Here is a 21,019-nt window from a genome sequence, read left to right as displayed (position 1 = left end):
GGCAGCTGCGCCGTTACCCTGGGGAGGTCTCGGCCTGCGCGGGTAGTTTCTGTTCACAGATCGCTTCGACGAATTCGCCGACAGATTGTTCGGGCAGGTTCCGGGCCAGATCGGCCTCGGTGATGATGCCCACCAACCGGCCGTGCTCGGTGACCGGCAGCCGGCGCACCTGGTACTGCTCCATCACTGCCAGAGCGGCGCCGATATCGGCGTCGGATTCCACTGTGTGCAGCTCGTCGCCCTGAGCGTATTCACCGGCAGTGGCGGTGGCGGGATGGTGGCCCTGCGCGATGCATTTCACGACGATGTCGCGGTCGGTGACGATACCGACGGCGTGGCCTTCTCCGTCGCAGATCGGCAAGGCGCCGACGCCGTGTTGACGCATCTGCTGTGCCGCGGTGTCGAGCGTGTCGCGTACCCCGATATGGGCCACATCGTCGTGCATCACGGCCCCTGCAGTGGTCATTGTTGCCTCCTGACATCGCATTTTCTTCGGTGGTGGGTCCATCCTCGCCACCCGGAGCCCGCCACGGCAGGGACCTAGGTACTCCGTGGAGGGTCTTCGGTAATCCGTCAGGGAATCAGGACCGCCGCACCGTCGTAGGCGCCGGCGGCGAGATCGCTCAACGCCCAGTCGGCGTGGTCGAGCGGGTAGTGGTGCGTGGTGACCTGCAGCCGCTGCCGGCCCGCCAGTTCCAGGAACTCCCGCGCCGAGGCCCGGGTGTTGGAGGTGACACTGCGTAGCTGGCGTTCCCGGAACAAATGTCGTTGATAGTTCAGCGGCGGTACATCACTGAGATGTATTCCCGCGACCGCCAGCGTCCCGCCGGCGTCCAGCGCTTCCAGCGCCGGCAACACCAATTCACCCGCCGGGGCGAACAAAATCGCCGAATCCAGCGGCTCCGGCGGCGGCGCGGCAGCATCGGAGGCCGACGCGGCGCCGAGCGACAGCGCCAGGGCGCGTGCGGCCGCGCCTCTGGTCATCACGTGCACGCGTGCGCCGCGAGCCACCGCGATCTGGGCGGTGATATGGGCGCTGCCACCGAACCCGTATATCCCCAGCACTCCGCCGTCGGGCAGCTCGGCGCGCTGCAGCGCGTGGTAACCGATCACCCCCGCACACAGCAGTGGTGCGAGATGTTCGTCGTCGTAGCCCGCGGGCAGTGGTAGCGCGAACTCCGCGGGCACAGTGGTGAACTCCGCGTAGCCACCGTCGGCGTCCCAGCCGGTGTATCTCGAACGCGGGCACAGGTTCTCTGCGCCGCGGCGGCAGTAGCGGCACTCGCCGCAGGTGTAGCGCAGCCACGGCACGCCGATCTTCTGCCCGGACACGAAAGCGTGCCCGGGACTGGTATCCGCGGAAACGACTTCCGCGACGACCTCGTGGCCGGGCACCACATGCTGGTGGTGGACGGGCAGATCACCCTCCACTACGTGCAGATCGGTCCGGCACACTCCGCAGGCCAGCACCCGAACCAGCAATTCCCCTTCGGCCGGTACCGGCATCGGCTCAACGTTCATGCGCAGCGGCTGCTGCCGGATATCGGCCGGTGAGTCCAGTCGCCATGCTCGCATCGACACGCGCGATCCTTTCTTCGCCTCTCCGTCTGCACCTCGGCCTATATGAACCGGACTCCGTTCAGTGGACTCCGACGGTTCTTTGTCCTTCCACGATGAACTACCGATCGACCCCCGCGCCTGTTCTTGGGCACCCGAGCAACTTTCGCCCCTCGGATTCGCGACGAACGGCAGCAGCACAGTGCCACTACTCCTGCGGTGAGGGTAATCGACCGAAACCCCGTATCCAGGGCGACGCGTCCGAGCGTTAGGCGCCGGCGAAGCCATGCTGCGCACCGCCGAGAAGACCGCCCGGGAGACCGTGACCCGTCCCGACGAACTCGACGTCGAGACCGTGGTCACCGACCCGCCGCCGATCCTGGTATTGATCGACCGGTCCAAACTTGATGGTGATCACACGACTACGCGCCACAGCATCCCGCTGTGACCCCTGCGGGCCGCCACCGGAGGTCGAGCCGTCCCGGCCCACCGCGCCCCGCGGCGCCGATCTACCCAGGTACCGGATGTCGCGTTCACCTGGCTGTCGGCTCCGGCGGCCGCTCTACCAACCTGACTCCGGTCACCATCGTGGGTTCGATGACGATCACCCGGTTGTTTCCGCTGGCGACGAAGGCATCGAGGCTGTGTTCGTAGTCGGCCAGCACATCCGGTGCGGTCACCGTACGCGCGGGACCGGTGACCACCACAGACCAGCCCAGCCACTGCAACGGGTCGATCGCGTCGGCCTGGTAGGCCACGATCACCGAACCGGTGGATCGCAGCCCCGGCAACAGGCTGGTGCGCACGATCACCGAACCATCTGGTTCGACGAGATGGTTCACCGGACGCACCGCCGGTAAGGCGTTGCTGGTGAACACGATCCGGCCGAACGGTGCAGTCGCCAGAAGTCCCATAGCTTCCCCGCGTGACAACTCGACCATGTGCCGCCCGGTGTCTGGACGATCGCGGCGAGGCACGAGCTTGCCCACCTCTTCCACGCTGCCTCCTACCCGAGTACTCCCCCAGCAGAAATCGAAACACGGCCACCTGCCGCGCCCACAGGGCATCAAGCCCCGCGCTCGACGGACCTTCGGCCTTCGCTTTCCATTGTTGCCCGTTCAGCAGATGAACCAGCCATCGCTCCGCGCAAGCCGCCGTTCCGGTCGTGCCGGCGGCGGTGACACGGAGGTGCCGACCGGTCTGCGCGAAGCGTGCATGCGCAGTCATCGCTGCTCCCACATCAATCGGGGCGCGGGGCCCGCACGATGATCATCGGGATGTCCACAGCATGCAGCAAAGCGGTACTGGTCGATCCGAGCATCATGGTAAAGATGTGCAGAGCACCGCAGTGCCGCTTCCGCTCCCGCCCTGCAACGGCGTGGTAGGCACTGGCCGAACCGTCGACCGCTGCCGGAATCGTCGGGTTTGCAGGGCCTTTCGTGCTGTTCGAACCACCACGACGTGCCATGCGTGGATTCCTTCCTGTGACTGCCCGCCACGATGAGGTGCGGCCGCGCGGGCCAGTTGCCGTTTCAGGGCAGGTTTTCGGTGGTGCCGGTGAGGGTGCGCCATTCTCGGTCCCACTGGCTGTTCCGCCGCCGCGACAGCAGCCATGACGCCGATCCGATGGTGCCCCAGGCGGCGAAACCCGCCATGACGACGACGGCGACTGCCACGGTGACGCCGCTCGTCGCTGCGGCACTGGAGTGGCGCGGTGGCCCGGTGCGCCGGCCCGCCTCATCGACCCACAGTGTGATCCGGTCGCCGGGCACTGCCGTGAGAGGTACCGCGACGTCGGCCTCACTGCGGTGGCCCCTGCGCTCCCAGCTCACCTTCGCTTCGGCGGCATTCAGACCGCTGTGGCTCGGTTCGCCGATGATGACGGCGTCGACGGGGACTCTGCTGCGTTGCTCGACCTCGACCTGCGCGGCGACGGTGGTGTAGACGCTGGTCCCCAGCGCTGCCGAGATCGGGATCAACGCTGCCACCGCCAGCACCGCGAGGACCCGGATGGTGGCTTCGAGGCGATCGCACGGGCGCATCAGCACGCTGGGGTTGGTCGGCCGCAGCGCCCAACTGCGGGTGAATACAGCCCACCGTATGTGGGCGTTCGGCCCGGGCTCGCTCATCACCAACACCTCTTCCGATACCTTGCTCTGGGTAGAGCGTCGCGCCTGGAGACGGTAGGGGGTCAGAGAAAAAGGTCATCTTCCCGGCAGGCCGAGTGGCCCCTGACCGTCGGCCTCGAACGCGGCGCCCGCAGTGGGCAAGGTGGTATAGAGTGCCCGGCGCCGATCCGTTCGGTCAGTCCACCCGCATCCAGATCGTCGCGAAGATCTTGTTTCACCCGTGCCAGCGCGATCACGATGCCCCGGCAAGTGCGGTAGTCACGGAGTTGCTCGACGGCGTCCATCGCCATCAGATCGACTTCGACATCGGCGCCGTGCCAGTACGACCGACGTGTCCATACGGCAGCGGCGAGCAAGACGGTGAGCCAATGCCAATCGCCGAGGTGTGCTGCCAGGACCGAACTTGCGCTGCGACATCGTTGCCCGATTTCGGGACACCGGTGACCGCGCCGAGCCGGCCCACGATCATCGGGCCCGCAGCCATGCCTTGCGGTAGGCATGGAGCCGCATGAGCCCCGGAAGCAGCCGCCAGCACGGCTCCAGGGCCACACTGCGCAGCCAATAGCCGGGCCCACCCGGGGGGCCTTTGTGTAGTGGCCGAAGGTCACCACGCAGCTCCACCGTTCGGCACTGCCGAAACGGCTGTCTGCACCAGTAACTTCGGTAGAAGCGAGACAGTATCGCCGCTGTTCACAAGCAGGCAGGAGATCCGCAGATGCGCGTACGCGTCGTATACGAGTCCATATTCGGCAACACCCAGGCCGCGACCACCGCCATCGCACGAGGGCTGCAAGAGTTTGCCGAGGTGGACGTGGTGAATGTGGCGGATGCGACGCCTGACAGCCACTCACCGGTCGATCTGCTGGTCGTGGGAGGGCCGACCCACGCCTTCGGAATGAGCCGTCGCCAAACCCGGCAGGATGCCGCGGACCGTGTCGGGGGCCCGTTCGGGCCGGACGAGAACACAACGGGTATCCGCGAGTGGCTCGAGGCCGAACATGGGGCGCTCCGCGGTACTCGGGCCGCGGCATTCGCCACCAAACTTCAGCGCCCGAGTTGGCTGCCCGGTTCGGCAGCTCGGGGGATCGGCAGACAATTACGGCGGCAGGGTTTCGTCCTCGTGCGTCGTCCGATCGACTTCTATGTCGTCGGTATGACCGGGCCGCTGGCCGCCGGAGAATTCGACCGCGCGAAGCTGTGGGCCCAGCGCATGGCCTCCGCGGAAAACGATCGCCGCGCCCGGCAGGGCCGATAGGCGGTGAGTTCGGTGTCCTATCACGTCACTGTCGACCGCACGGAACCGCAGACCGTCCTCGGACTGCGGCGCATCGTGCGACCCGACCACGCCGGCGACGACATCGGGTCGGGCATGCAGGCATTGTTCGAAATCGCTGACGCAGCCAACCTCATCACCGTGGGCCCACCGTCGACGACCTACCTCGGTGATTTCGGTTCCGGCGAGGCGACCGCAGTCGACTTCGGGATCGCGGTCACCTTCGGTGCCGGTGAGGGCCGCACCGGGGAGTGCACCCTGCGCCGCACCGAACCGACCCGCACCGCCCGCACCGTGCACCTCGGTGACTACAGCCGTCTCGGACATGCCTACGACACACTCCAGCGGTGGCTCAGCGACTCGGGATACCAGCCGGTCGGGCCACCCACCGAGCTGTATCTGGTAGGCCCGGAGGCCGCGGTCACCCCGGGCGACCTGGTCACCGAGATCCGCATCCCTGTGGTGGCCGAGGAGCTGGCGGTCCGGGTCACCGACTCCTTCGACGATACGGTAGCGCGTACGCGGCAAGCCTTGTCCGACAATGGTTTCACGGTGCTCACCGATATCGATATGCAGGCCGCGCTGTCGGCGGAATCAGGCGAGGAGACCGAGCCGTTTCGCCTCCTCGGCGCCTGCAATCCGCAGCTCGCCCACCGTGTACTCGCTATCGGCTCCCACCTCGGGCCGTTGTTGGCCTGCCATGTCGGTGTGCGTGCCGAGGGCGGTCACACGGTGATCGAAGCTATCGACCCCGAACTGCTCACCGGCGCTCAGCAGTCCGCGAGGGAGCTGGAACCGATCGCTCGGCTGGCACGCGGAGCACTGGCCACGGCACTGCACGCCATCGAGCACCACGCAACCGCGGCGGAACAGTAGGACAAGCCGGCCTACCTCGTCTCTCGTACCGTTTGCGCACGCCCTGCCCGCCGGTACCGGGGCCCTGTCAGGAGACCGGTGTCTGCAGGGGCTCCACTGTCTCGTCGACCGATCTCCGGGGCGTGGCCGGAAGCGGCGCATCGCTGGTCGGTGCCCAGCCGATCCTGATGATGACCTGCGGGTATGCGACGTTGTTGAGCACTCCGACGCGCACGTCGCGGCGCAGTTTCGGGATCTCGAGGGGTTCGGTCAGCGGGCAGGTCGCGAGTCCGACATTGGTGGCGGTGAGCAAGACCGAGCTCAGCGCTTCCCCGGCCCGCAGCCGGGACAGGCGATCATCGCCGGAGGTACCCACGACGAGTAGTTCGGCGTGATCGGGCTCGTAGGCAGGATCGGCGAGCGACGCGGCGGCGAAAGCCCGCGCCGGCAGCTCGTCGCCGGGCCGCGGTTGTGGGGCGCTACGCGCCGGCACACCTTCGGTGCTGCCGTGCCGGCCGGTCCAGATCGCCAGTTCCGACAGATACTCCGGATCGGCGGCATGCCAGGCCGCAGCCTTGCGGATGGCGTCGGTGAGCCGGTCGCGCGAGCCGTCGGACACCAATTTGATCGTCGCACCCAGCGCCCCGGCCCGCTCTGTCACCAGCCCCAGGTAGCCCGCAGGAATCGGCCATGAACTGTAGCGTCTGCGATCGGATCGCCGACGCGAAATAGCCGAGGCCAGCGCAATATCGAGCGGGGTCGAACGATGCGGCACCAGCTCGACCGCGGCCAGATGCGCGGGATCGTCCGGATTCGGTAGCCGGTGCACCACCGCCGACCATTCCAACGCGGCGAAAGCAACACAGAGATGATGTAACGCTGCACCGCAGCTGATCACCAGATCACGCTGGTCGGGGTCGGTTGCGATGAGCGCCCGGCTCGGATCGAGGTCCAAATGCACCGACCGGTCACCGACACGCCACCGCCACGGCTGAGTGTTGTGGATCGACGGTGCCTGCTCAGCCTGCGCCAGCGCAGTCGCGACCGTACGGTCGTCGGGCAATCCCTGCTCCATGGCGTCCTCCGGATGGGCTTCCCACTGCACTCCAGCCTCGCGCAGCCACCCCGACACCCGTAGGGCATGAGGACCTCGGTCGTGGTGACCTCCGTTATCTCCGCCCAGCGGGCCGACGGCTCGACACCTGCCACACCGGGCCTGTGAGGTGCACTCCTTGCGCACCGCGCGGTCGTAGGCTGAAGACATCGCTGCAGGAGGTGACGCCATGATCAAGCTCTTCCTGGTCGACGACCACGAAATCGTCCGGCGCGGAATCGCAGGACTGCTGACCCTCGAACCCGATATGGATGTGATCGGGGAAGCAGACAGCGTGTCGCATGCCTTGGCTCGGATACCGGCCCTGCAACCCGATGTCGCCGTCCTCGACATCCGGCTACCCGACGGCAACGGCATCGAACTGTGCCGCGAACTGCTCTCGACCGTTCCCGGCCTGCGCTGCCTGATACTGACCTCGTTCACCGACGAACAGGCCATGCTCGACGCCATCCTCGCCGGAGCCAGCGGCTACGTCATCAAGGACGTCACCGGCCTCAACCTCATCGACGCCATCCGTGATGTCGGTGCCGGACGCTCACTGCTCGACAACCGTGCCGCCGCCGCACTGATGGCCAAACTCCGCAGCGACGCCGAGAAGAAGACCGGCCCCCTGGCCGACCTGACCGAACAAGAACGCACCCTGCTGGCGTTGCTCGGCGAAGGGCTGACCAACCGGCAGATCGCCGAACAGATGTATCTCGCCGAGAAGACGGTCAAGAACTACGTGTCACGGCTGCTGACCAAACTCGGCGTAGAACGCCGCACGCAAGCCGCTGTTATGGCCTCCCAGCTCGGCCAGCAGCGTAAACGGTATTGAAGCGTTGACGTCTCACAGTTGACCTTCGTCGGCAGGCCGGTGCAACAATAGTGTTATGGGCGCACAGGGCGCGCAACCAGGCGATGCCCGGGGCCGAGCTCCGGTGATGGAAGCACTATCGCAGCTCAAGCTCCGCGAGCTGCTCAACGAACTCCGCGACCGCATCACCCAGATCGTCGACGTCCGCGACCGCATGGACCGGCTCATGGAAGCCATGCTGGCCATCACCGCAGGCTTGGATCTGGACAACACACTGCACTCGATCATCCACACCGCCATCCAGCTCGTCGACGCCCGGTACGGGGCGCTCGGCGTCCGTGACACCAGCACCACCAAACAGCTCGCCGCCTTCATTTACGAGGGCATCGACGACCACACCCGCATCCTGATCGGCGATCTCCCCGAAGGCCACGGAGTCCTGGGTCTGCTGTTCGAACATCCCACCCCCATCCGGCTCGCCGATCTGTCCGAACACTCCTCCTCGGTGGGCTTCCCACCCCACCACCCGCCGATGCGCACCTTCCTCGGTGTTCCGGTGAAAGTCCGCGACGAAGTCTTCGGAAACCTCTACCTCACCGAGAAAGCCGGCGGCCAAGAATTCACCGAAGACGACGAGGTCGTGGTCCAAGCCTTGGCCGCCGCCGCCGGAATCGCCATCGAAAACGCCCGCCTCTACGAACACTCCCGAGTACGCCAGCAATGGCTGGAAGCCACCAAAGACGTCGCTACCGAGCTGCTCACCGGCGGCGAACCCCACGAAGTACTCGACCTCGTCGCCGAGCGGGCACGGACCCTCACCAGCTCCGCCGCCACCTTCGTTGCCCTACCCGAAGACACCGACCTACCGGTGGAAGAAGTCCCGGAACTGGTCGTAGTCGCCGCAGCCGGCGCCGAGGCCGACCGGCTGGCCGGGCAACGGCTGCCCATGCCCAGCTCCCCCACCGAAGCATTCCTCCAAGGTGAAACAGTCACCCTCGACTACAGCCGCCACCAGGAACTGCCAGAACTCGAGGCCGACGTCGGCGCCACCTTGATCCTGCCCTTGCGCGCCGAGCACGCCATCATCGGCATTCTCGGCGTCGTCCAACCCGCCGACGCCGGACCGTTGGAGACCGAACAGCAAGCAATGATGACCGCGATCGCCGATCAAGCGGCACTGGCCCTGCAACTGGCCAACAGCCAACGCCGAATGCGGGAACTCGGTATCGTCGCCGACCGCGACCGCATCGCCCGTGACCTGCACGACCACGTTATCCAGCGGCTCTTCGCTGTAGGGCTGTCACTACAGAGCACAGTCCAGCGTGCACGCTCACCAGAGGTCAAAGCACGCCTGGGCTACGCGATCGAGGACATCCAAGCGATCATTCAAGATATCCGCCACTCCATCTTCGACCTGCACAACGGCCCCGAGTCCGGCTCGGTCGATTTCCGCAAACACCTGCACTCGGTGATCGCAGAACTGACTAGAGACACCGGACTGCGCACCACCGTACGAGTCAGTGGCCCGGCCACCGTCTTGATGGATCCAATGACCGACGACGTCGAAGCCGTCGTGCGGGAAGCAGTGAGCAACGTCGTCCACCACGCGAACGCGACGGCCGTCTCGGTCGACCTCGATATCGGCAACAACGTCACCATCGAGATCACCGACAACGGCATCGGCATCCCCGAAAGCCCGGAACGCTGCAGCGGCCTGGCCAATATGGCAGCCCGGGCAGAGCAGGGCGGTGGCGAGTTCACCATTACCGCACGACCGGACCGAGGCACCACGCTGCGCTGGAGCGTCCCGCTACCGTAAAGCCGCGCCCGCAGTTTGTCCCATGGCCTGCTGCCGCTTCGTGTTCCGCGTAGGTGAGCGCACGATCGGTATCGGCCGGCTCTACCGCGACACCGACACAGCTGCATCCGCGCGCTGCAGGTCGAGCACCTGCGATGTGCAGCGACGAGGCCACCGGGCAGCTCATTGGAACGCGGCCGACATCGAGCAGTCCTGCACGACGATCACCTTCGGCATCGAGCGGCGGCTCTCGCTGAGGCCCTCACCGCGTCGACCGCCTCAGCAGCCGACCCGGCACCGCTGATGCACATCCACGGTGGTCTGGCGTGACCTCCCGCGATGGCATCGGACACGCCGTCATCCCGGCTCGGGTGGCGACGCAGTGCCCGGAACCCAGCGGGTATCTCGCCTGTTCGCCGGGCCTAGAGATCATCGGGCAACAGGCGGAACGCGGCATCACCGGTGAGCGGGCTGATTGCGCGGAAATCACGTCGGTCGAGTGTCAACACCGCCACGGTCTCGTATCGTTCCGCCAAGGAAACATTGGTGGCGTCTGTGAGATCCAGACGCAAGGCCAAGTATCTGTCCTGCACCCTGCGTGCGATCCGCAACAAATCCGCCGACACCGTGGGCACTTCGATGCGTCCGGTGCGCTCCTGCGCCAACAACCAATCATTCACCGCATATGCGGCTCTACGATTGAGATTTCGGGTGGTGATGTGTTCGACTTCGAGCAACACGAGCGGAGAGACGATGGTCAGCGCCGCCTGCTGCAGCGCTACGCGTGCACGGACGTGCTCGGGATCTGCTGAGTTGAAAGCGGCGACCAGACCCGAGGTGTCGCCGATGACGATCATCCGGCATCGGATTCGGTGTTGATGATCGCTTCTCGCACAGTGCTATCGATTTCATCCGCCGACACCGCGTGCCCGTAGTCGAGAACGGGGATATCCCACTCCTCGTCCCATCGACGAGTGCGTATCGCGGCCAGATGAAAAGCTTCGCGAAAATACTCGGACTCCGGCCGCCCTTCACGTGCTGCAGCCATCTTCACCAACTCGAGGTCGGCCTCGTCGACCATGACCGTCGTCTTCTTCAAACCCATAAGGTTATGGTACCCGCACCATAACCATATGGCGAGCGCCGGACACCACCCGCGCTCCTCAGATCCCCTACAATAACCGGGCGTTTTCCAATTGTGAGGTTCCACCACATTGCTGGCGGGCAAATAATCAGGTTCCAGCCGGAACCGGGAAGTGGGTAGCTCGCCTCGAACTCATCGGTGACCGCCAACCCAGCTTCTTCTGGATGCGCTGAGTGTTGTACCGACCAGCGATGCAGGAGAACAGGGCGTGCTCGGCCCCACCCCGAGTCCGCCGGCTCGGCGACAGACCAACTCGGTCTTCGGGATGGAGAAGAAGTTCTCCATCGCGTCCCTCGTTTCCCACAACCAGACACTCCGATTCGACCAAACAGCCTCGAGCCATGGACCTGACTGCCGGCCACCGGCTTCCGGCGCACCACCTTCAGATACGGCCCCCTGGAACGCCTCGTCGAACTCGGCAACCAGCGATGGACGCAACGGTCACCGCACTACTCGGCCCGCGACCACCGACGGCGATCGAGGCATTCTGCGGTGGACAGATCAACCGGCGAAGCCCCCCGCTCGGCCGCTCTGCCCAGCATGGCCGTACCGGGCACCGTTCTGGCTTGCCGGCACCTGGAAGTTCTGCTCATGTGCACCTCGCAAAAGTGCTGCCTTTCACGCGTCGTAGTATCGAGGTTCATGGACACGACCGGTGACGTGTCTAGGCGCGTGACCTCAACGCGGGTTCGTTCGGCGGTGGCGCTTCTCGGTCCGGCGTTCGTCGCCGCGGTCGCCTATGCCGACCCTGGCAATGTCGCCGCCAATATCAGCGCGGGCGCACGATTCGGTTACCTACTGGTGTGGGTCATCGTGGCGGCCGACGTCATGGCGGGTCTGGTGCAGTACCTCTCCGCGAAGCTGGGCCTGGTTACAGGCCGGACCCTGCCGGAGATGGTCCGCGACCATACGAGCGGGCCCGTGCGACTGGCCTACTGGGCCCAAGCCGAAACCGTCGCGATGGCCACCGACCTCGCGGAGGTGGTGGGCGGCGCAATCGCGCTCAACATCTTGTTCGGCCTTCCACTCATCATGGGGGGCGTCCTGACCGGGTTCGCGTCGTTGATGTTGCTGGTGGTGCAGAGCAGGTGGGGACAGCGACCGTTCGAACGGCTCGCAATAGGCCTGCTGATCGTCGTCGCACTGGGATTTCTCGCCGCCGCCGTAATAGCGCAACCATCGATATCCGACACGCTCGGCGGTGCGGTGCCGCGGTTCCAAGGGACGGAGAGCATGCTGTTGGCCGCGGCGATCACGGGGGCGACCGTGATGCCGCACGCTGTGTATCTGCACTCCGGATTGGTCCGTGACCGGCACGGCCATCCCACGACCACCTCCCACCGCACCCGGCTACTGCGGGTGACCCGCGGTGACGTCGCCGCGGCCATGCTGCTGGCGGGTGCGGTCAATCTGGCGATGCTGCTGCTGGCTGCGCGCACTCTGCACGGCCAGGTGGACGGTATCTCGCTCGAAACCGCTCACGCGGGAATTCGTGATGCACTGGGGCCGGCGGCAGGATTGCTGCTCGCCGTCGGCCTGCTCGCCTCGGGTATCGCCTCGACCTCGGTAGGTGCCTACGCCGGCGCCATGATCATGCAGGGCTTGCTCCACCGGCATATCGCGCTGGTCACGCGCCGGTTGATCACACTCGTTCCCGCATTCGTGGTTCTCACTATCGGCATCGAACCGACCCGGGCACTCATCGTCTCGCAGGTGATCCTGTCATTCGGCATTCCGTTCGCGTTGATACCACTGGTGCGTTTCACCGGCAGCCGGAGGCTGATGGGTACCGACGCGAATCATCGGCTCACTACCCTGGCCGCTTGGGCGGTGGCCGCCGTTGTCACTGCCCTCAACGTAGTACTGCTCGTGCTCACCGTGACCGGGAGCTGAATTACTCGGGTTCGATCGCCCGGCCGGCGTCATCGCCGCAGAGCAGGGGTGGTGGTGCGGAATCGTGTTGGCGAGAGCGAAGTAGTCCACTTCTTCTTACCGGAAATGCAACTCGCAGCAGACCGTGCAGCCCGTGTGGACGCTTGACCCGGCGCCGCTTTCGGGGCCGAAAGTCGTATCCCCACTATTCATTTCGGCAGCGGAAGGGATCGACGATCTGATCGCGGATCTGCTGTTCGGTGGCATGTACAGCGGCGGGCGGATCGGCACGTCACTGATGTGTGGTCGTCGGCATGGATGTCGAGAGGATGCGCGTCGTCCCAATGCCGCGTTCGAACCCCTGCCCGACTCAGAAGTTCGAATTCTCTCACGGTCAACGTTCGGTCCACTTACAGGTGACAATCGGACCCGGTCACCAATCGCCCCCGAGCGCTGCGGGATCGTCTCCGTCCCCATGCTCGACAGGCCCTGCCGGAAACACGAACCTGCGGCGACCGGACCAGAACCGTCACTCCGCCACTATTTGCCGATGACCAGTGCTTTTCGGTGCTGCAGGAGGTTGGCGTAGTGGTCGATTCCCTCTCCGGACACCAGTGCTAACCGCAGCAACCCCCGATGCTCATCTGAGCGCGGCGCTGTATCGGTTGGTATCGAATCTGTATTTCCAGCGCTTTGTACAGCTTGATCTTGTCCATGGGGTCGCCCGCATCGAGTCGGGTTCGGATTTCGCCATGTGAATTGATGATCGGCTGCGTTCGCGCACTGTGCCTGCACTGGTCTCGGTATCGTGTCCAACTCGACCTGAGCGGCAGCTCTCTCCGCCTGTGCTGTGTTCATCGCGCCGACCAAGTTGCTGGGATCGATGCTGGCCTCGATTGCTCGGGTGTACCGCTCCAGCGCGGTGGCAGGCCATGGCCTGTTTGATTTCATACGGTTTCGGCATCCGGAACTCGCAGTGCTCCACCTGCGCCGCTCGGCCAACCCGTGATGTGTCCCCGTCGCCGCGACCGTATCCAGCGGGTCGGTGCTGGTCTTGGCGGTGTTGTGGTTGCGTAGCGGGATCATCATTGCCCAGCGGTCCCGCGTGGTGGCCGTGCCGTGCGGATCATGGGTGCTGCGTGTTCGCTACAGATCGAGATATCCGGCTTGCGGCACGACTTGTAACGTCTGGATCGCCGAACTCGAATTGATGCGGTGTAGCGACCGGATGGAGTCGACCCCGCGACAGCCAGGGAAGTGAATGTCGAGTACGGCAATGCGTAAGGGCGAGAACATCGCCATCAGCGGTAGGCGTGTGTCCTTCTCCCTCACAACAGTTCAGACGCCCATCGATGTGTCGGCGCTGTTGCTCGGTCCCGGTGGGAAAGTACGCGACGACAGTGATCTCGTGTTCTACAACAACCCGGCTCGTCACGGCGTCGAGGTAGCCGGCACCGTAGTGACTGTCGATTTCACTCACATACCTCGCGACGTGGCGACCGTGGTCGTTGTCGCGAGTATTGATCCTTCGAGTCCAGGGGCAGTATTCAGCCGCGCGCCGCGGCTTGTCGTCACTCAGGACGTAGGACCGACAATCGAGTACATTGCGCCAGACTTCGCCAACCGGGAAACCGTCGTGGTCGTTGCCGAGGCATACCGCCGAAATGATACCTGGAAGGTCCGGGCAGTCGGCCAAGGCTATTCCTCAGGGCTGGGTGGCTTGGCAACCGACTACGGAGTCGATGTCGACACCGACGAGACATCCGCACCTGTCGATGTCAGTACCACCTCGGGGTTGAGAACACCGACCGCACTCTCGAAGGTCAGCGATATCGCACCTGGATTGCTGCCGGTGGCCAGCGAGGCTAACCGGGCACTGGCGAACACGGGCATGGATGGCCGACGCGCTGCGGTGTACTTGATTCTCGACCATAGCTATGACATGCGGGAACTGTACGAGTCGTTCACCGTTCAAGCGTTTGCCGAACGTATTCTGGCATTGGCGGTGAACCTAGACGACGACGGCACTGTCCCCGTGGTGTTTTCGGGTCGGCACGAGCCCTTCGTCGAGGACCTCAGTCTGCAGAACTACCGGGGCAGAATCGGTCAGTTGCACACTCAAGTCGACTGGGGCTGGTCGCAAGTCGACGAGGCAATGCGCTGCGTTGTCAACCACTACCAGGAATCAGGGGCATCCGATCCGGCACTGGTCATTGTCCAGGTGGGCGACGAACCCGACGACAAAGCGGCCGTTCGAACGCTGCTGCAGAACACCGCGATGCTGGGAGTTTTCTGGATATTCATCGGATTCGGTCGAGGGAAGATGGCGTTCTACAAGAACCTCAACTCGTCGACCTCGGCTACCTTTCGCAATGTCGCGTTCTACAACATCGGCAAGAATCCAGGCGCAGTCCCGGGCGAGCAGTTCTACGCGGAGTTGGTCCGTGGTTTCAGCGCGTGGTCTCGTGCCCAGGGCTGAGGGTTGCCGGAGTCGATGAGAGGGATCTGCAGAGCGGGTGGTGAGCGCGCACCCTCTCTGGAAAATTTGCGGCACGACGCAACGAGCCCTGCTGTTTTCAGCAACAAGGGTGGCTGACTTCGAGACATCGCACGAAGTGGGTTTTCGGACCTGACCGATCGTCACGATCGCTATATCAGTCCATTGGCAGTATCTCAGGCCGCCGGAGAGCGTGGGCGCTGTTACGAGGGTGCGCTGCGTTGGGTCGGGTTGCCGACTTCGGGCCACGCGTCGTGCATCGCTGCTGCGGTGCGTTGCAGTAGCTCCTCCGATACACGCTCGATCGGTCCTCTGAGCGGCGGCGGATATCGGTGCCGGGTTTCGGATGGGCGGTGGGGCAATTCCTGCACGGTCTCTCCGGTTCGGTGGTGTGTCCGGGCGATATACGTCGGACGCATAGGCGGCCGGCCACGGTGGGCCTACGGTGTTGAACGCATCGCCCAGATCGGGTGCGTGTGTGCGATAGATCGGGGTCGACAATGGCGGTTGCCGGTACAGAACGACACAAGCTGATCGGGGATGTACATCTCCTGCTCATCGATCAACAAGGACGCGTGCTTTTCGGCAGGCGCGTGAATACCGGCTACGAAGACGGCGCCTACCACCTACCGTCCGGCCACCTGGAGGCCGGCGAGTCGATGGTTGCTGCGCTGGTGCGGGAGGCGAAAGAGGAGATCGGAGTCACGATCAGCGCCGAGGCTGTCCGCTTCGCGCACGTCATGCACAATTCGTCCTCCGGTGGACGGGTGGCGTTCTTCTTCCTGGTGCAGGACTGGGGTGGCGACCCGGAGAATATGGAGCCCGGCAAATGCGATGATCTGGACTGGTTTTACCTCGACGCTTTGCCGGACCGGATGATCCCCTACTGCCGCGAGGCGATGCAGCATATCGCCGCCGAGCGGCAGTTCTCTTTGTACGGCTGGTAGGCGAGTTCACCGTGGGGCGCCATCCCCTCTCGATAGCGCCCTGCGGCGTCGGCCTGACTCAGATGACATTCCACTCGGTGAGTGAGGTAACCAATTCGTCGAAGCGCTGCCCGGTCATGCGCTTGCGGCAAGCATCTTCGGGGGTTTCCTTTGCCGCGCCGTACTGCCACCACGCCTCCTCGGTCTTGTTGTCCATGACCAGGAATCGCTCCGTCATCGCCGGGCCGCGCACGACTATCGACACCGTGCCCGGTTCGGCGACGACCGCGTGGATCGCGCTGTGGTGCAGGGTGTAGCTGGAGCCGGCCTGTTCCTGCCGGACCATCATGGTGTCGAGGGTGGCCGGATTAAGGTCACTGTGCAGGGCCACTGGGCTGTAGATCCGATGACAATAATCGCCGCGCAGGATATGGCTGGCGTAGGTCCAGCGGTGGTTGTGTGGCCGATCGTGGTAGCCGGGCCCGAACACGTGGAGTCGCACACGGACTCCGGTGTCGGGGTCATCGAACAGGACGAGTTTGTCGAGGATGTCGTAGTGCTCGCACAGCGCCATCAGCCGGGGCTCCTCCCGGATCGCGGTCAATCCGCGCCGCAACAGATACCGGCCGCCGGCGAACTGGCCGAAGACTTTCCGGGCTGCCGCATCGACGGCTTCCACATCGTCCCAATCGACGGCGCGCAGGGGTTCGAGCAGAGTCTCGAACGTGAGCATGGGTCTCTCCTATTCAGGTTTGGCGCTGGACTTCCAGAGACGGCAGACAGGAACGATGTCGGGGTACTCCGCGCAGGAGCTGGCGCCCATCACGATCTCCTCAGCGGGGCAGCCGCCGAAGCATGCCGAGGACTTGCAGCCGCCGCAGGCGTTGTCGGCCAGGGGGAGGGTGAACAAGTCGAACTCGTTGTGCTCGGTTTCGCGGTTGAGTACGACCTGGTTTCCCTTCATCCGGGCGAGGTACATATCGGTGTCGAACAGGTAAGAGCAGACGTAAGCGCGGCCGTCAGGGAAGATGCTGATCCGATCCAGGGTGCGGCCGATGCAGCCCTGGTAGCCCTCGGCGGCGTAGCGATCCATCTGGTCGCGGCGAGCGTAGGTCGGCTGGAACCACACCCGGGTGTTGTGTGCGGGCGCGACGCCCTCCAGACGGTTGCAGAAGTCGACCCACTCCGGGGGCGTCATCGCCATACCCGGGTTCCCGTGCCCGGTTCCGATGGTGCTGAACACATGGAACTTCACCAGCGACGCGCCGATCTCATCGGCGATGGTGAGCAGGTTGAGCACGTCGCCTTCGTTGGCTTTGTTCACCGTGCAGATGATGCGGGTGTCGAACCCGCGGGCACACAGCTCTTCGCTGGTCTCCATAGCGATATCGAAAGTCCCCGGACCGCGCACTGCGTCATGGGTCGCCGCGCTACCCCCGTCGAGGCTGACCTGCACGTAGGCGAAGTCCGACGGTTCGAGTTGGGCGAACTTCCTGCGGGCGGGCTGCTGGGCATTGGTCGTTGTGATGACGTGGCTGTAACCGATCTTGCTAGCGATCTTGATGGAGTCGACATAGAACGGGTGCAGCGTGGGCTCACCTCCGAGGACGGTGAGCTTGTCACCGCCCATCTTCCGCCACACCGTGAGCGTGTCGATGATTTGTTGCGGGTTCATTTTCAGCGCCCGCTCGAGGCGTTCGCCCATGTAGCAGTGCTCGCAGCGAAGCTGGCATGCCTCGGTGATGTACAGGTAGACGTTGCGGTACCGGCCGTAGGCCACCCGGTCCACGCGGTCGGGTTCGGGCGCGGTAAAGCCCCGCGGCATGCGCGCGTGACCGTAACTGTCGGTCTCGGCCTTCGGCATCGGCAGTGGAACAGTGGTCATGCGGTTCGTCTCCTGCTGATCAGCATCGGTTCGACGTAGCCGGCCATCGTGTCGGGTGTCGGGTTGGCGTCGAGGGTGGTGACGGGATATCCGGCGCTGATGAACGCCGCACGGATTGCGTCGGTAGCGCTCTGGTGGCGACGGCTTCGCGCGGCGAACAACGATGGCGCGTCTCCGCGCCTCGGGTGCAGTTGGCCCCCGCACCGACCACACGTCCACGCGCTTTGCGCAGCCGCGGTGGCGGGCAGGCGCGGATCGGCGATCGGGTCCTTCTCGCAGTGATAACAAACCCTCCGATTCTTTGCCCTGCTCCTACGGGTTCGCTCGTCGACGGCCAGCTCGAGCGGTTCGACCACGCACTGCGGGGCGACCGCGCCGACGCTGTCGATCAACATCGACACCTGTTCCGCTGTCCCTGGGAAGTTGTCCAGGAGAACGGTGTCGACGAGGTCGTCGGCACACACCTGCTCAAGGTAGTTGTGGACCGCCGGCCTGACGATGCTGTCGTCGATCCAGCCGACTCGGCTGGCCGCCGAGGCCGCTGCCGCAAGGGCATCGGCGGGGACGTGCTCGCGCAGCCGGAAGATCCGACGGCGCAGATCGGTCTCGAGCGCGAGGGTGAGGGTTGTTTTACCGGCGGCGGGTGGCCCGAGGATGGGAACCACGATTGATAACGTCATATTGCCCCTTTCCAGATTCGATTTCCGGACAAGACGACAATCGCGTGAGGGGGCCGGGAATGACTACACACGAATTGCATTCCGGGTATACGTCGGGCGCATATCCGCTGCGCCGCTTGGTGATAACGTCGGCGGAAACAGTGTGGGGCGACGTTGTGGAGTGGGGATGAAGACGCGGAAAATCGAAGACCGCTACTGCGTTCACTGCGGCGGACACCTCAGCCGCTACAATCCGGCAGAATGGTGCGGGTCCTGTACACCTTCGATCGCAGACGAGCCGCTGGATATGCCGGCGCACTTCTGGTGGAGCGAGCACATGCTCGCCGCGCTCTCCAGCTGGCACATGGGCAGGGTCATCTACGCATATCGCACCCACCCGATCCATGGAGGGCAACCGATCGCGCAGAAACGGGTGGCGTATTGGCTCGACCTCACGCAGGCGCAATTGTCTCGAATCGAAACAGGTCCCGCTCCCGAACTGCTGACCAAGCTGATCCGCTGGGCACGGGTGCTTCGTATCCCCGCTGAGCTGTTGTGGTTCAAAATGCCCGCCGGGTCTACGCTCGACGAAGTGAACCGCAACGATTTCCTGCGGGCCGCGGCAGCCGTGACGGCGACAGCTGCGGCATCGCCTCACAGCCTCCTCCAGATGCTCAACGACACCCGACTCACCGAAATACCTGCCCGTGTCGGGACAGCCGAGATCGAGCAGTTGCGCGCCGCCTCCGACCTGTTCGCCGGCTGGGACGCCCTCTACGGCGGCGGGCTCGTACGCGAAGTAGTCGCCGCCCAGCTCCGCGTCGCCGTGTCCTACCTGCGAGCCGGTTGCGCTCCCAAGCATCGCAACGGCCTGTATTCCGCGGTCGGCGCCCTCAGCCACACAGCAGGGTTCATGGCTTTCGACGCCTGCGCACACAGCGACGCCGCCGACATGTTCGACTTGGCGCTGAAATGCGCCGAAGAAGCCGACGCCTGGCAGCTGCGCGCGAAAATCCTCTCCTCGATGGCCCGGCACCGCATCTGGACCGGCAAACCGAAGGACGGACTACGCTTGACCCAGAAGGCATTCCTGTACTCCGACCGCCTCACCGCCACCGAGCGCGCGATGCTCTACACCACACAGGCCCGCGCCCACGGCAAACTCGGACACGTGCAAGCCGTCACCACCGCGGTAGGACGTGCCGACGACCAGTTCAGCCACTCGCGGCCAACCGAGGACCCGACATGGATGAACTACTACGACACCGCCCAGCATGCAGGTGACACCGGACATGCGCTGTTCGATATAGCCGTCCACGGGAAATTCGGCAGCGAAGCCCGCCGGCGTCTCGGAACCGCTGTAGCCGACCACACCGCAGACGCCGAACGCTCCCGCACGATCTCAATGATCAAACTCGCCTCCCTCACGATGTCCACGGGTGACCCCGACGAAGCAGCCGAGATCGGATCCATCGCGATCGCCCGCGCCGCGGGCCTGAAATCCATGCGCGCAGCCGAGGACGTCCACGAGCTACGTTCATACGCTCGGCACGCGGGACGGGCCTTCGACCAGGTTCCCGCCGAGTGAACGGTCACCGCCTCGAGGAGATCGCCCGCGCCGCCTGCGAGGCCGTAGGGCTGGATCCGACCGGCCTCACCCCGATCAAAGTGGCGGAAAACGGCATCTACCGAGTGCCGGCGCACCAGATCGTCGCTCGCATCGCCAAGCCCGGCCAGCGATCAGCCGCCGAACGCGAGCTGCGGATCGCCGAATGGCTGCGCGCCAGCAACGTGCCAGCAGTCGAACCGGCTGACATACCCACCACTTTCGTCATGGTCGACGACCATCCGGTGAGTTTCTGGGCAGAACTACCCGAACACCGCGGCGGTACCGCGACAGAAATCGCGGGCGCCCTGCGCGCACTCCACAAACTCGAAGCCCCACCCATCCTGACGCAAGTGGACCCGTTCGTCCGGCTCGACCAGCGTATCGACGCCGCGCACACCCTGAGCGTCAACGACCGCGAATGGATGCGCCACCACCTCACCGAACTCCGCGACCGTTGGACGCACCGCCCAGAAGGACTGGCGTGGGCCCCTATCCACGGGGACGCCTGGGAAGGCAATGTCGTCACGACGAACACCGGCACCACCCTCTTCCTCGACCTGGAACGCGCATCCATCGGACCACCCGAATGGGACCTGACCTCAACCGCGATCAAACACAGTTCATTCGGCTGGATCGACCGCGATCTGAACGATGAGTTCGCCCGGGCCTATGGTTACGACGTCACCACCTGGGTGGGATTTACGCTGCTGCGAGACATTCGAGAGATGCGCATGACCTGTATGGCTGCCCAGGCTGCAGGTCAACAACCCGAACTCACCGAGCAGGCGCAACACAGACTGGAGTGCCTCCGCGGACATTGTGGATCCCGGCCGTGGACAGGATGGGAAGCTATCCCGTAATGGCGTCAGCTATTCGCGTGTACGTGGTAGTCCGGGAGTCCCGGT

General features: G+C 64.7%; 21 protein-coding genes. 10 read left to right on the top strand and 11 right to left on the bottom strand.

Annotated elements, in window-relative coordinates:
• Nucleotides 1-13: 13 nt before the first annotated feature.
• On the bottom strand, nucleotides 14-466 hold the full coding sequence (locus NS6_RS29195; protein WP_068048558.1) for a CBS domain-containing protein: 453 nt from the start codon (nucleotides 464-466) through the stop codon (nucleotides 14-16).
• A 107-nt stretch (nucleotides 467-573) separates the two neighbouring features.
• Nucleotides 574-1,575 carry a zinc-binding alcohol dehydrogenase family protein gene (locus NS6_RS29190; RefSeq protein WP_068048815.1) on the bottom strand — a complete coding sequence of 334 codons (1,002 nt, stop codon included), beginning with the start codon at nucleotides 1,573-1,575 and terminating at the stop codon, nucleotides 574-576.
• A 268-nt stretch (nucleotides 1,576-1,843) separates the two neighbouring features.
• Between NS6_RS29190 and NS6_RS35005 the strand changes: the two genes are divergently transcribed.
• Complete coding sequence (locus tag NS6_RS35005) at nucleotides 1,844-2,005, top strand: hypothetical protein (RefSeq protein WP_157113009.1); 162 nt, start codon at nucleotides 1,844-1,846, stop codon at nucleotides 2,003-2,005.
• An 85-nt stretch (nucleotides 2,006-2,090) separates the two neighbouring features.
• Here NS6_RS35005 and NS6_RS29185 read toward each other — a convergent pair whose 3' ends face one another.
• From NS6_RS29185 to NS6_RS29180, 3 genes are all read right to left on the bottom strand, one after another.
• Complete coding sequence (locus NS6_RS29185; protein ID WP_245669551.1) at nucleotides 2,091-2,471, bottom strand: pyridoxamine 5'-phosphate oxidase family protein; 381 nt, start codon at nucleotides 2,469-2,471, stop codon at nucleotides 2,091-2,093.
• Between the two features lie 326 nt (nucleotides 2,472-2,797).
• On the bottom strand, nucleotides 2,798-3,025 hold the full coding sequence (locus tag NS6_RS35000) for a hypothetical protein (protein ID WP_157113008.1): 228 nt from the start codon (nucleotides 3,023-3,025) through the stop codon (nucleotides 2,798-2,800).
• A 64-nt stretch (nucleotides 3,026-3,089) separates the two neighbouring features.
• Complete coding sequence (locus tag NS6_RS29180) at nucleotides 3,090-3,686, bottom strand: Rv1733c family protein (protein WP_068048555.1); 597 nt, start codon at nucleotides 3,684-3,686, stop codon at nucleotides 3,090-3,092.
• A gap of 715 nt (nucleotides 3,687-4,401) precedes the next feature.
• On the opposite strand from NS6_RS29180, the gene NS6_RS29170 reads away from it, so the two are divergent.
• Both NS6_RS29170 and NS6_RS34365 read left to right on the top strand, forming a co-directional pair.
• Nucleotides 4,402-4,941: a flavodoxin family protein gene (locus NS6_RS29170; RefSeq protein ID WP_068048548.1), complete on the top strand. Its 540-nt coding sequence runs from the start codon at nucleotides 4,402-4,404 to the stop codon at nucleotides 4,939-4,941.
• Between the two features lie 12 nt (nucleotides 4,942-4,953).
• Nucleotides 4,954-5,835 (top strand): DUF302 domain-containing protein, encoded by an 882-nt coding sequence (locus tag NS6_RS34365; RefSeq protein WP_168443404.1) that lies wholly within the window; start codon nucleotides 4,954-4,956, stop codon nucleotides 5,833-5,835.
• A 67-nt stretch (nucleotides 5,836-5,902) separates the two neighbouring features.
• On the opposite strand, the gene NS6_RS29160 is transcribed toward NS6_RS34365, so the two are convergent.
• Complete coding sequence (locus tag NS6_RS29160) at nucleotides 5,903-6,889, bottom strand: Acg family FMN-binding oxidoreductase (protein ID WP_068048545.1); 987 nt, start codon at nucleotides 6,887-6,889, stop codon at nucleotides 5,903-5,905.
• Nucleotides 6,890-7,097: 208 nt separating this feature from the next.
• On the opposite strand from NS6_RS29160, the gene NS6_RS29155 reads away from it, so the two are divergent.
• Together NS6_RS29155 and NS6_RS29150 are read left to right on the top strand one after the other, a co-directional pair.
• Nucleotides 7,098-7,745 (top strand): response regulator, encoded by a 648-nt coding sequence (locus NS6_RS29155; protein WP_068048542.1) that lies wholly within the window; start codon nucleotides 7,098-7,100, stop codon nucleotides 7,743-7,745.
• Nucleotides 7,746-7,800: 55 nt separating this feature from the next.
• Entirely contained in the window at nucleotides 7,801-9,543 is a 1,743-nt protein-coding gene (locus tag NS6_RS29150) for a sensor histidine kinase (RefSeq protein WP_068048538.1), read from the top strand.
• Nucleotides 9,544-9,944: 401 nt separating this feature from the next.
• On the opposite strand, the gene NS6_RS29145 is transcribed toward NS6_RS29150, so the two are convergent.
• Together NS6_RS29145 and NS6_RS29140 are read right to left on the bottom strand one after the other, a co-directional pair.
• Nucleotides 9,945-10,379 (bottom strand): type II toxin-antitoxin system VapC family toxin, encoded by a 435-nt coding sequence (locus NS6_RS29145; protein WP_068048535.1) that lies wholly within the window; start codon nucleotides 10,377-10,379, stop codon nucleotides 9,945-9,947.
• Nucleotides 10,376-10,627 (bottom strand): CopG family transcriptional regulator, encoded by a 252-nt coding sequence (locus NS6_RS29140; RefSeq protein WP_068048532.1) that lies wholly within the window; start codon nucleotides 10,625-10,627, stop codon nucleotides 10,376-10,378. The genes NS6_RS29145 and NS6_RS29140 overlap by 4 nt, the downstream gene beginning before the upstream one ends.
• A 681-nt stretch (nucleotides 10,628-11,308) precedes the next feature.
• Here NS6_RS29140 and NS6_RS29135 point away from each other — a divergent pair.
• The 3 genes from NS6_RS29135 to NS6_RS29120 all read left to right on the top strand — a co-directional run bounded on the left by NS6_RS29135 (nucleotide 11,309) and on the right by NS6_RS29120 (nucleotide 15,982).
• Nucleotides 11,309-12,559 carry an Nramp family divalent metal transporter gene (locus NS6_RS29135; RefSeq protein ID WP_068048529.1) on the top strand — a complete coding sequence of 417 codons (1,251 nt, stop codon included), beginning with the start codon at nucleotides 11,309-11,311 and terminating at the stop codon, nucleotides 12,557-12,559.
• Nucleotides 12,560-13,814: 1,255 nt separating this feature from the next.
• Nucleotides 13,815-15,017: a VWA domain-containing protein gene (locus NS6_RS29130; RefSeq protein ID WP_210746792.1), complete on the top strand. Its 1,203-nt coding sequence runs from the start codon at nucleotides 13,815-13,817 to the stop codon at nucleotides 15,015-15,017.
• 518 nt (nucleotides 15,018-15,535) lie between these two features.
• Nucleotides 15,536-15,982, top strand: coding sequence for an NUDIX hydrolase (locus NS6_RS29120; protein ID WP_068048520.1), 447 nt, complete (start codon nucleotides 15,536-15,538; stop codon nucleotides 15,980-15,982).
• 58 nt (nucleotides 15,983-16,040) lie between these two features.
• On the opposite strand, the gene NS6_RS29115 is transcribed toward NS6_RS29120, so the two are convergent.
• From NS6_RS29115 to NS6_RS29105, 3 genes are read right to left on the bottom strand one after another with little or no spacing between them, the layout of a single operon-like run.
• Complete coding sequence (locus NS6_RS29115) at nucleotides 16,041-16,694, bottom strand: hypothetical protein (protein WP_068048516.1); 654 nt, start codon at nucleotides 16,692-16,694, stop codon at nucleotides 16,041-16,043.
• Nucleotides 16,695-16,703: 9 nt separating this feature from the next.
• Nucleotides 16,704-17,846: a radical SAM protein gene (locus NS6_RS29110; protein ID WP_068048508.1), complete on the bottom strand. Its 1,143-nt coding sequence runs from the start codon at nucleotides 17,844-17,846 to the stop codon at nucleotides 16,704-16,706.
• The gene (locus NS6_RS29105; protein ID WP_068048505.1) at nucleotides 17,843-18,526 is read right to left on the bottom strand and encodes an adenylate kinase family protein; all 684 of its coding nucleotides are present in this window, start codon (nucleotides 18,524-18,526) and stop codon (nucleotides 17,843-17,845) included. Before NS6_RS29105 ends, NS6_RS29110 begins: the two co-directional genes overlap by 4 nt.
• 286 nt (nucleotides 18,527-18,812) lie before the next feature.
• On the opposite strand from NS6_RS29105, the gene NS6_RS29100 reads away from it, so the two are divergent.
• Nucleotides 18,813-20,093: an NsdA family TPR-like regulatory protein gene (locus tag NS6_RS29100; protein WP_157113007.1), complete on the top strand. Its 1,281-nt coding sequence runs from the start codon at nucleotides 18,813-18,815 to the stop codon at nucleotides 20,091-20,093.
• Nucleotides 20,090-20,974, top strand: coding sequence for a phosphotransferase (locus NS6_RS29095; protein WP_068048503.1), 885 nt, complete (start codon nucleotides 20,090-20,092; stop codon nucleotides 20,972-20,974). The genes NS6_RS29100 and NS6_RS29095 overlap by 4 nt, the downstream gene beginning before the upstream one ends.
• Nucleotides 20,975-21,019: the final 45 nt, after the last annotated feature.

Source organism: Nocardia speluncae NBRC 108251, from assembly GCF_001613245.1.
GTDB classification, from domain to species: domain Bacteria; phylum Actinomycetota; class Actinomycetes; order Mycobacteriales; family Mycobacteriaceae; genus Nocardia; species Nocardia speluncae.
Note: the sequence above shows the minus strand (reverse complement) of the source record. Positions and strands in the feature narration are given on the sequence as shown.